This window comes from Paenibacillus sp. F024, from assembly GCF_057814255.1.
Map to the genome: position 1 here is coordinate 20,567 of NZ_JBVASZ010000041.1, position 10,820 is coordinate 31,386.

Here is a 10,820-nt window from a genome sequence, read left to right on the forward strand (position 1 = left end):
TCCGCTATGAAGGATAAACAAGTATATTCGATAAAGGATTTGAACCGGCTGGTCAAAATGCTGCTTGAGGGCAATGACCGTTTGCAAAATGTATGGGTAAGAGGAGAAATCTCCAACTTTACTCATCATTCCAGCGGGCACATGTATTTTACGTTAAAGGATGCGGACAGCCGGTTAAAAAGCATTATGTTCGCTTCGTATAATCAAAAGCTGGCATTTATTCCGAGGGAAGGCACCAAAGTGCTTGCCTGCGGAAATATTTCGGTTTACGAACGGGACGGGCAGTATCAGTTCTACGTAACACAGATGCAGCCGGACGGGATCGGGAGCTTGTTTCTGGCGTTTGAGCAGCTGAAGAAAAAGCTTGAAGCCGAAGGGCTGTTCGCTACGGACCGGAAGAAACCGATCCCTAAGTTTCCCAGAGCGATCGGAGTCATTACGTCGCCGACCGGAGCTGCCGTACGCGATATTATCACCACGCTGCAGCGCCGCCATCCGACCGTGCCTGTTCTTTTATATCCTGTATTGGTACAGGGCAAGCAGGCGGCGCCTTCGATCGTGAAAGCGATCCAGGATATGAATGCGATGAACGAAGTCGATGTATTGATTGTCGGCCGCGGCGGCGGTTCCTTGGAAGAGCTTTGGGCATTTAATGAGGAAATCGTTGCGCGGGCCATCAATGCTTCGGTACTGCCGATCATCTCCGCGGTAGGACATGAGACGGACTTTACGATTGCGGATTTTGCCGCCGACTTGCGTGCGGCAACGCCAACGGCAGCAGCCGAGCTTGCCGTGCCGCACCATTTGGAGCTCATGCAGAAGATCGGTTATTACAAGCAGCAGCTTTACGGGGGGCTGGCCAAACAGCTCGAACGCGGCAGGGAGAGGCTGAAGCGGCTCCAGCGTTCGCCCTATTTGACGAACCCCAGACGGCAGCTGCTGCTGCAGCCGGCCGAGAGGCTTGACAGGGTTCGGGAGCAGCTGGGTTACAAGATTCGCAATCGTGTAACGAAATCGGGGGAACGCCTGATGCGTTCCGACCGCCGGCTGGCCTCCTTCAATCCGAAAGAGCAAATTGTCTACACGCGAAGGCGGCTGGATGTCTCAACGCGGCAGCTGCGGCAATCCATGCAGGGGGTGCTCAAGGCAAAGCAGCAGGAGCTCATAGCCGGCATTCGGCAGCTGGATGCGCTAAGCCCTCTGAAAATTATGCAGCGCGGCTACGGTTTAGTGTATGACGAAAAGGAAAAACAGTTGATTAAATCGATAGACCAAGTCCAAATCGGCGATATCCTGAAGCTAAGGCTAACGGACGGGCGAATCGATTGTCATGTTTGGTCAATGGAGGAGAAAGTCGATGACAAATCAGGAAGCGATGCCAAGCTTTGAGCAAGCCATGGATCAGCTCGAGCGCATTGTGGCTCAGCTGGAGAGCGGAGACGTGCCGCTAGAGCAGGCGATCGAGCTGTTCCAGGAAGGGATGAAGCTGTCGCAATTGTGCAGCAGCAAGCTGGAGCAGGTAGAAAGGAAAATCGAGGTTCTGCTTGAGCAGGAGGGCGGCATGGTCAAGAAGCCGTTTCAAGCGGACGAAGGAGATAAAGGGGATACCCGATGATTGAACCTATGAGCGGGATTGACACGTATATTAAGGAAAAGGCGCTGCTTGTCGAACAGGAGCTGAAGACATCGATACCGTCCCAGTGGAGCGTCCCGGGCCCTTTACGCGAGGCGATGATGTATTCCCTGATGGCCGGTGGCAAGCGCCTTCGTCCGATTCTTGTGTTGGCGGCGGCGGAGTCGCTTGACGCCAACGCCGCAGCAGCCATGCCGGCTGCTTTGGCCGTTGAAATGATTCATACCTACTCTCTGATCCATGACGATTTGCCGGCCATGGACGACGATGACTTCCGCCGGGGCAAGCCGACGAATCACAAGGTGTTCGGTGAAGCGATGGCCATACTTGCCGGTGATGCTCTGTTAACCCATGCCTTCCATACGATTGTTCAATCGGCTAGAAAGCATGGAGTTTCGGGAGAGACCGTTGCGGATATCGTGGAAGAGCTTTCACGCCTTGCCGGCGCTCCGGGCATGGTTGGCGGCCAAGCTGCGGATATGCTGGGGGAGCAAGGGGTTACCCGACTCGAGGAGCTGGAATATATCCATTTGCACAAAACCAGCGATTTGATTGTGTTTTCCTTAAAAGCAGGCGGTCGAATCGCCGGAGCAAGCGATCATCAGCTGACTGCGCTTGAGCATTTCGGCACCTGTATCGGCCTTGCATTTCAAATCCAGGACGACATCTTGGATTTGGTCGGGGACGAACAGAAGCTCGGTAAACCGGTACAAAGCGATGTGAAGCAGCAGAAAGTTACTTATCCTTACTTTATAGGGATCGAAGCTTCCGAAGCCAAGGTGGAGGAGCTGACCCGGGAAGCCAAGGCGTCGATTATGCAAGCTGGGTTTCCTAAGCCTGAGAGGCTGCTTCAGCTTGCCGATTTCTTGATGAAGCGGGATCATTGAGATGTCGGTTGAATCATGTTTGATTTGAGCACGGGACTTCTCCTGTGCTATACTTCATGATATCAAGCAACGGCTCGGCATTGATTATCTATTTTACCATGGAAAGCGGGGGAACAAGCGTGCTGCTCAATCAAATTCATCAACCTGATGACCTTAAAGGTCTTACAGTGGAACAGCTGGAGCAAGTGGCGGCGGAGACGAGAAAGTTTCTGATCGAGAAGCTTTCGGCTACCGGTGGTCACCTCGCGCCCAACCTTGGTGTTGTCGAGTTAACGATTGCTCTGCACTATTTGTTTGATAGTCCGAAAGATAAATTCATATTCGATGTGGGACATCAATCCTACGTTCACAAAATATTGACAGGACGTAAAGATCAGTTCGATACGCTGCGTAAATACAAGGGTCTTTGCGGTTTTATAAAGCGTTCCGAGAGTGAGCACGATGTGTGGGAAGCCGGCCACAGCAGTACATCCTTGTCGGCTGCGATGGGGATGGCGGCGGCCCGTGATCTTAAGGGTGAAACGAATCGCGTCATTGCGGTGATCGGTGACGGCGCCCTTACCGGGGGTATGGCTTTAGAAGCGCTGAACCATATCGGACATGAAAAAAGAAAATTGATGGTCATTCTTAACGATAACGAAATGTCCATCGCGCCGAATGTCGGCGCTTTGCATAATTATTTGGGACGAATCCGTTCGGACCGTCATTACGTAAAGGCCAAAGAAGAATTCGAACATCTGATCAAAAAAATACCTGCCATTGGCGGAACCCTGGCCAAAACGGCGGAACGTTTAAAGGACTCCTTCAAATATTTGGTCGTTCCGGGGGTATGGTTCGAGGAGCTCGGGTTTACGTACCTTGGACCGGTGGACGGTCATAATCTGCCTCTGATGCTTGAAACGCTGAAGCAGGCGGACAAAGTCAATGGTCCCGTACTTGTTCACGTCATTACGCTCAAAGGAAAAGGATACTCACCGGCAGAGGCGGATTCGCACAAATGGCACGGGATTACTCCTTACAAAATAGAATCCGGTCAAGTGCTCAAATCCGTCGGACCGCCGATGTACACGGAAGTGTTCGGCAATACCTTAATCGAGCTTGCAAATCAAGACAAGCGAATCGTGGCTATCACGCCGGCTATGCCGGGCGGCTCGGGTCTGCTCCATTTTGCAAAGGCATTTCCGGACCGCATGTACGATGTCGGCATTGCAGAGCAGCATGCGGCTACCTTCTCGGCAGGATTGGCAAGCCTTGGCTTGAAGCCGGTATTTGCCGTTTATTCCACCTTCCTGCAGCGGGCTTACGACCAGGTTGTCCATGATATTTGCCGGGCAAACCTGAATGTCATCTTTGCCATTGACCGCGCCGGCTTTGTCGGACCGGACGGGGAAACGCATCAAGGGGTATATGATATTGCCTATTTGCGCAGCATCCCGAATATGGTCTTGATGATGCCTAAGGATGAGAACGAGCTGAGGCATATGATGAAGACTGCGGTCGACTATAATGACGGACCGATTGCCGTGCGTTATCCGCGGGTTAACGGTTTGGGCGTATCTATGGATGGACCTATGAGCCCGATTCCGATCGGCACTTGGGAAGTTTTACGGCAGGGAGAGGACGCTGCGATTTTAGCCATGGGGCCGATGATTCCCATTGCGTTTGAAGCGGCGGAGCTGCTCTCCAAAGAAGGTATTCACGTTCGGATCATTAATGCCCGGTTCATCAAGCCGATGGACGAAGCGATGCTGATGCAGCTGGCCAAAGAAGATATTCCGGTCGTTACACTTGAGGAAGGCGCTCAAATGGGAGGCTTTGGTAGCGGCGTGCTTGAGTTTTATTCCCTGAAGAACGTATACGGCATGCGGGTGAAGCTGATTGGCGTTCCCGATTATTTCGTAGAGCATGGCTCTGTGAAGGAACAGCGTCAGGAAGTCGGATTGACGGCTGAGCGTCTTGTAACCGAACTGCAAGCGCTCGTCCCGCGCAAAAAACAGCGGGCGTAAGAAATAAGGAGCTATTTATGGCAGCAGACAAAGCGGATAAATCGGATAAAGAACGCCTCGACCTTCTGCTGGTCGAGCGCGGCTTGTATGAAACAAGAGAGAAAGCAAAATCGGCCATTATGGCCGGGCTGGTGCTTGTTGAGGATGAACCGGTGGATAAAGCCGGCACAAAAATTCCTCGCTCTTCCAAGATTGTCGTCAAGGGTGCGCTGCATCCCTACGTCAGCCGTGGAGGATTGAAGCTGGAGAAAGCGCTGCGAACATTCGGTATTGATCTTCAAGGCGTCACCATGCTGGATATAGGCGCGTCAACCGGCGGATTTACGGACTGTGCGCTTCAAAATGGAGCGGCTCACGTTTATGCCGTTGATGTGGGCTATAATCAATTGGATTGGTCGCTTCGCAAGGACCCGCGCGTCAGTGTCATGGAACGAACGAATTTCCGTTATATGCAGCCGGAGGATTTGAAGGGACCCCAGCCAGCCTTTGCCAGCATCGACGTATCGTTTATTTCCCTGAAGCTGATTTTGCCTCCCCTAAAAAACCTGCTTGCACCCTCGGGTCAAGTGGTTGCATTGGTAAAGCCGCAGTTTGAAGCGGGCAGAGAGAAGGTAGGTAAATCAGGTGTGGTTAGGGAGCCCGAAACCCATCGGGAAGTACTGCGAACCGTCCTTCAGTTTGCTCAGGACACCGGATTTGCCGTAAAGGGCATAACCTTTTCCCCGATTAAGGGCGGTGAAGGGAATATCGAGTTTTTAGCGTATTTGACCCAATCCCATACGGACGAGCCCGGATGGTCCGGTTCCGAACTGGAGCAGCACATCCGCGAGGTTGTTGAAGAGTCGCAAAGCATGCAGAGCTCATCTTAATGGATGAGTTTTTTGTTTTTTTAGAGGATACGGAAGGCTGTTTCTCGAATAGGTATTCGAGGTGATTCCATGCAAACCGGTGATGGAGCGGTCATTGTGCTGATTATAGCGGTGCTTGTGATATGGGCATTCTATTATGTACGGGGCAAAATGCGGGAGACAGTGGAGCAAGCTGTTCCTTTTAATTTTGCTTATGATGAAGAGCTGCCTGATGATGATACCACACGTTTGTTGGAAGAACACGGTTTTGAAGTGAAAAGCGGAAAAAGACGCATTCCCATCGAGATATCGGCAGGGGATGGAGAAATGCTGCAAAGCAGATTGTTTATTGATTATATGGTCTCAAAAAATGGGCTGTATTATGCGGTTAAGCTGGCTAAGGACCGCAAGCCGGTGGAGTGGACGGGAAGCTCGATACGCGAACGGCTGCTGGTGTACCAGCTGGTTTATCCGAATACGGCCGGTGTATTATATGTGGACCTGCGGCAGCGAAAGGTTCATTGCTTTGTGTTCGATGTGCAGCTGTACGAAGAATAATGCGATAACCCCATACGCAGCAGGGAGGATACCATGAAAGCCCAAAGACATATCAAGATCCGCGAGATCATTACAAATAACGAGATTGAAACGCAAGATGAGCTGGTAGAGCAGCTTCGTGCCGCCGGTTTTCACGTAACGCAGGCTACGATCTCCCGTGACATCAAAGAGCTGCATTTAATGAAAGTTCCGCTTGATGACGGGAGATACAAGTATTCGATGCCTGCCGATCAGCGCTATAATCCGCTGCAGCGGCTTCGCAGAGCGTTGAACGATCATTTTGTACATATTGATTACACCGAAAATCTGGTTGTATTAAAGAGCCTGCCAGGCACGGCCAATGCAATAGGGGCCTTAATTGACAGCCTGGAATGGAACGAGATCATGGGAACAATATGCGGCGACGATACTATTCTGATTATTTGCCGCACGAAAGAACAAAGCGCGCATGTGGTAAATCAAATTCTTGGAATGCTTAGCTGAAGCCAAATGAGGTGAAACCATGCTGCTGGAAATGACGATCCGCCATTTGGCGGTGATTGAACACGTTGAATTGCACTGCAAAAATGGTTTTCATGTATTAACGGGGGAGACCGGCGCCGGAAAGTCGATTATTATCGATGCGTTGAGTCTGATCGCCGGGGGTCGAAGCTCTTCCGACCTGGTACGCTACGGGAGCGACAAAGCTTCTATTGATGCGATGTTCGGGATAAGTCCGGACCATCCGGTATGGGATGTTTTGGAACGTTTGGGTATAGAGGCGGACCCGGATGAGCATCTTATCATACGCAGGGAAATAACGGCACAAGGAAAAAGCACAAGCCGCATTAACGGTCAGCTTGTTAATTTGGCCATGCTTAAAGAAGTGGGAGAATGGCTTGTGAACATTCACGGGCAGCATGAGCATCAATCCTTGTTTAAAGTCGAGGAGCACCTTCGCTGGCTCGATCTGTTCGGAGATGGGGAAATCTCTCCCGTAAGACAAGCCTACCAAGAAGCATATGATGCTTATCAAATCATACGCAAGCAAGTCAGGGAGCTTCAGGATACGAGCAAGCAGAATTTACAAATGATCGACCTGTACCGTTTTCAGGTGGATGAAATACGCTCGGCCCAATTAAAGCCCGGTGAGGATGAAGCTTTAGCCGAGGAGAAACAAAAGCTGGGGAATGCGGAAAAGCTGTATACGGGAGCTGCGGACGCTTATGAACTGATCTATGGGGCGGGCAAAGGGCTCGATGCGGTGCGCCGTGCCATGCAGAAGCTTCAGGATATTGCAGGACTTGACGCGGCCGGGCTTCAGGTGCTTACCGAACAGGTGCAGAGCTCCTATTATCAGCTTGAGGATGCGGCTTATCAAATCAGGGATTACCGGGACGAGGTAGAGTTTAATCCGTCCCGTCTTGATTTTATCGAGCAAAGGTTGGATACAATCTCGTCGCTTAGGAGAAAATATGGAGATACTGTCTCCGACATTTTGGCCTATGCCGACCAAATCGAGCATGAACTGGATTTGATTGAAAATAAAGATGAGAAGCTGCAGCAGCTGGAGAAACAGGAGCAAGCCGCTTTTGCTGCTCTTCAAAAGTTTGCCGACGATTTGACTCGCCTGAGAAAAAGCGTAGCCGAACGTCTCGCGGCGGAAATTGTAGCTGAGCTTCGTGAGCTTCATATGGAGAGAACGCAGTTTCAAGTGCATTTTGCACCGTTGGATAGCCGAAAGCTGACAAGAGACGGCGCCGATCAAGTTGAGTTTCTCATTTCGGCGAACCCGGGTGAGCCGCTTCGATCCTTGAGCAAAATCGCATCCGGCGGTGAAATTTCCAGGGTCATGCTGGCGTTGAAGTCGATATTCGCCAGGGTCGACCGGATTCCGGTTCTCGTCTTTGACGAGGTGGATACCGGGGTAAGCGGACGAGCGGCACAGGCGATTGCTGAGAAAATGTCCAAGCTGTCGCATAGCTGCCAGGTATTTTCGATTACCCATTTGCCTCAGGTGGCCTGTATGGCCGATGCGCATTATCGTATACACAAAACAACGGACGGAGACCGTACATATACAAATGTAGATGACTTGGGTACTAACGAACGGATTCATGAGCTGGCCCGTATGCTGGGCGGAGTAGAGGTTACGGAGAAGACGCTTCAGCACGCTCAAGAAATGCTTGCTCTGGCAAATGATAAAAAAGCAAGGATGGCCTAACGGGGGTGGCACCATTTTGGTGTTATAAAAGAAATAGACGGGGGTTACCTTAAAGGTACACATCAGCGGTGCTCCTGGCGTACAGGATAAGGTGCCGCTAAGCAGAGGAAGCAAGGGAGTGTGAGCGAATTGAGTTCCAACCAGAGAAAAAGATTGATTGGATTACTGCTCGTCCTCTTCGTTTGTTGGGGTAGCCTAACCACCCCTTTCCGCAGCTTTGCCTCATTCCCCGAGGAGCTTCGCCTTTTTACCGGTCAACAAGCCCAATTACAGCTATCCATGCCGGTGAATGCCCAGGTTATCGTAAACCATCCGGAGATAGTGAAAGTCAATGGAACAGCCGAGCACTCATTCCAAGTGGATCTTCATCATCCTATTTCTTTGCAGTCCTACAAAGCCGGACAAGCGGAAATGCAGCTAAAGCTGTTTGGCAAAATACCGCTAAAGACGGTAAAGGTCAATGTCGTACCTGATCTCAAAGTGATTCCTGGCGGACAGACCATCGGTGTAAAGCTGAAATCGGCGGGGATTATGGTTGTTGGTCATCACCTCGTAGCCGTTTCAGAAAATAAAAAGACGTCTCCGGGAGAAGAAGCGAAAATACAGCTTGGAGACTTGATTATCAAGATGAACGGAAAGCCCGTGAACGATGTCAGTAAGGTCGCGGAGCTTGTCAAAGCGGCAGGCGAAAGCAACAAACCCATTTCTTTAACGATTGTGCGCAGCAATCAGACGCTTGAAATTCCAATAAATCCAGCTTACGATATGCTTGATAAAGCATACCGGCTGGGACTGTATATTCGCGATTCCGCAGCAGGCGTCGGTACACTGACCTTCTATGCTCCGGATCAAGGCGTGTATGGTGCCCTAGGTCATGTCATTACCGACATGGATACTCAGACTCCGATTGTAGTAGGCAACGGAGAGATTGTTCACTCCAATGTGACTTCAATATCGAAAAGCCAAAACGGTGAGCCCGGCGAAAAAAGAGCCCAGTTCTCACGAGAAAGCAAGGCCATTGGGAACATTGAGAAAAACACGCAGTTCGGTATCTTCGGCAAAATGTACGAGGCACCTTCCCACAGTCTGAGCGACAAGGCGCTTCCGGTCGCCTTTGCGGAGGAGGTCAAAGAAGGTCCTGCACAAATCTATACGGTGGTTGGAGGACAGAAAGTCGAGAAGTTCGATATTGAAGTCGTTCATGTAGCCAAGCAGGAATATCCTGCAACCAAAGGGATGGTCATCAAAATAACCGATAGCCGTCTTCTGGAAAAAACAGGAGGAATTGTCCAGGGAATGAGCGGAAGTCCGATCGTTCAGAATGGAAAGGTTATTGGAGCGGTCACACATGTATTCGTCAATGACCCGACGAGCGGCTATGGCTGTTATATCGAATGGATGCTGCAGGATGCAGGGATCATGCTCCGGTCGACAGGATATCCGGAACAAGCGGCGGTAAAGAAGGCGAGCTAATTCGCCTTCTTTTTTTGGTTCGGAAAACATGAGTTAATGTCGAAAAATGTATAATCATGAATTAAATTATTTATTATAAAATAAAACTGATAAAAAATCCACAAAAATAATATTCGACAGAAGGAATTTTAAAGTGCCTGTCGAAAGCATATACTAAGGAAAATAAATAAGGAAAATAATGCTAGCGTATATTGTCGCAAATGAAGGGAGAGCTTTCTGTTGCAAACCATTGAAGTTCTTTTAGCGGATGATAACCGTGAATTCACTAATTTATTATCTGAATTTATCGACGACCAGGAAGACATGAGGGTAGCAGGTGTAGCTTACAACGGAAACGATGTTATTCGCTTAATCGAACAAAGTCCCAAAGTTCCGGATGTGCTGATTCTTGATATTATCATGCCGCATTTGGATGGCCTCGGTGTGCTTGAGAAGCTCCGTGAAATGGATCTGAATCCACAGCCGAAAATCATTATGCTGACTGCTTTTGGCCAAGAGAATATTACACAGAAAGCGGTTCAGCTCGGCGCTTCTTATTACATATTGAAGCCCTTCGATATGGAAATTCTGACGAACCGCATTCGTCAATTGGTTGGTCCGAACCAAACGATGTCGATGATGTCTTCCGCTTCGGTGCAATCGAAAGCTAATATCGTTCATTTGCCAAAAACGAAAAATTTGGATGCCAACATTACTACGATCATTCATGAAATCGGGGTTCCCGCTCACATCAAGGGATATCAATATTTGCGTGAAGCCATTACCATGGTGTATAACAATATTGAAATTCTCGGAGCGATAACCAAAACGCTGTATCCGGCCATCGCTGAGAAATACAAAACGACACCAAGCCGTGTTGAACGGGCGATCCGCCACGCGATTGAAGTCGCCTGGACGCGCGGCAATATCGAAAGCATCAGTCATTTGTTCGGATACACGATTAATATTTCCAAAGCAAAGCCGACAAACAGCGAATTCATCGCCATGGTAGCGGATAAGCTCAGAATTGAGCACAAGGTTTCTTGAAAGGGTAAGGAGTAGTGTGATCATACAAAGCATAAAAAATAAGGGCCGATGATGGCCCTTCAGACTGTTGAGAAAGTCTCAACAGTCTTTCTATTTACAATAATAATTTATCACGACACCGCGGTAATGTGGTATAATATAGGCAATGATATGATTAAGCAGAAAGCGCGGTGTTTCTCATGTTGT

The 10,820-nt window shown here is 49.7% G+C and carries 10 protein-coding genes; all 10 read left to right on the plus strand.

The genetic code is table 11. From position 1 onward, the window contains the following. The first annotated feature begins 6 nt into the window (after positions 1 to 6). Entirely contained in the window at positions 7 to 1,389 is a 1,383-nt protein-coding gene (xseA, locus tag ACZYR9_RS24400; protein WP_488981014.1) for an exodeoxyribonuclease VII large subunit, read from the plus strand. Next, entirely contained in the window at positions 1,358 to 1,615 is a 258-nt protein-coding gene (gene xseB / locus ACZYR9_RS24405) for an exodeoxyribonuclease VII small subunit (protein ID WP_210020933.1), read from the plus strand. The genes xseA and xseB overlap by 32 nt, the downstream gene beginning before the upstream one ends. Continuing rightward, entirely contained in the window at positions 1,615 to 2,520 is a 906-nt protein-coding gene (locus ACZYR9_RS24410; RefSeq protein ID WP_488981022.1) for a polyprenyl synthetase family protein, read from the plus strand. The genes xseB and ACZYR9_RS24410 overlap by 1 nt, the downstream gene beginning before the upstream one ends. A gap of 98 nt (positions 2,521 to 2,618) precedes the next feature. Beyond that, positions 2,619 to 4,526, plus strand: coding sequence for a 1-deoxy-D-xylulose-5-phosphate synthase (dxs, locus tag ACZYR9_RS24415; protein WP_488981023.1), 1,908 nt, complete (start codon positions 2,619 to 2,621; stop codon positions 4,524 to 4,526). A gap of 17 nt (positions 4,527 to 4,543) precedes the next feature. Further along, complete coding sequence (locus ACZYR9_RS24420) at positions 4,544 to 5,395, plus strand: TlyA family RNA methyltransferase (RefSeq protein WP_488981015.1); 852 nt, start codon at positions 4,544 to 4,546, stop codon at positions 5,393 to 5,395. Positions 5,396 to 5,464: 69 nt separating this feature from the next. Then, on the plus strand, positions 5,465 to 5,932 hold the full coding sequence (locus ACZYR9_RS24425; protein WP_488981016.1) for a hypothetical protein: 468 nt from the start codon (positions 5,465 to 5,467) through the stop codon (positions 5,930 to 5,932). A gap of 33 nt (positions 5,933 to 5,965) precedes the next feature. Then, positions 5,966 to 6,415 carry a transcriptional regulator AhrC/ArgR gene (gene ahrC / locus ACZYR9_RS24430; protein ID WP_488981017.1) on the plus strand — a complete coding sequence of 150 codons (450 nt, stop codon included), beginning with the start codon at positions 5,966 to 5,968 and terminating at the stop codon, positions 6,413 to 6,415. Between the two features lie 19 nt (positions 6,416 to 6,434). Further along, entirely contained in the window at positions 6,435 to 8,135 is a 1,701-nt protein-coding gene (gene recN / locus ACZYR9_RS24435) for a DNA repair protein RecN (RefSeq protein ID WP_488981018.1), read from the plus strand. A 129-nt stretch (positions 8,136 to 8,264) separates the two neighbouring features. Continuing rightward, positions 8,265 to 9,608 carry a SpoIVB peptidase gene (gene spoIVB / locus ACZYR9_RS24440; protein WP_488981024.1) on the plus strand — a complete coding sequence of 448 codons (1,344 nt, stop codon included), beginning with the start codon at positions 8,265 to 8,267 and terminating at the stop codon, positions 9,606 to 9,608. Positions 9,609 to 9,827: 219 nt separating this feature from the next. Beyond that, on the plus strand, positions 9,828 to 10,634 hold the full coding sequence (gene spo0A / locus ACZYR9_RS24445) for a sporulation transcription factor Spo0A (protein WP_488981019.1): 807 nt from the start codon (positions 9,828 to 9,830) through the stop codon (positions 10,632 to 10,634). Positions 10,635 to 10,820: the final 186 nt, after the last annotated feature.

What these genes read in the sequence shown, in the direction of transcription:
- xseA (WP_488981014.1), top strand. Translation starts at nt 7, where the DNA reads ATGAAGGATAAACAAGTATATTCGATAAAGGATTTGAACCGGCTGGTC.
- xseB (WP_210020933.1), top strand. Translation starts at nt 1,358, where the DNA reads ATGACAAATCAGGAAGCGATGCCAAGCTTTGAGCAAGCCATGGATCAG.
- dxs (WP_488981023.1), top strand. Translation starts at nt 2,619, where the DNA reads ATGGAAAGCGGGGGAACAAGCGTGCTGCTCAATCAAATTCATCAACCT.
- ACZYR9_RS24420 (WP_488981015.1), top strand. Translation starts at nt 4,544, where the DNA reads ATGGCAGCAGACAAAGCGGATAAATCGGATAAAGAACGCCTCGACCTT.
- ACZYR9_RS24425 (WP_488981016.1), top strand. Translation starts at nt 5,465, where the DNA reads ATGCAAACCGGTGATGGAGCGGTCATTGTGCTGATTATAGCGGTGCTT.
- ahrC (WP_488981017.1), top strand. Translation starts at nt 5,966, where the DNA reads ATGAAAGCCCAAAGACATATCAAGATCCGCGAGATCATTACAAATAAC.
- recN (WP_488981018.1), top strand. Translation starts at nt 6,435, where the DNA reads ATGCTGCTGGAAATGACGATCCGCCATTTGGCGGTGATTGAACACGTT.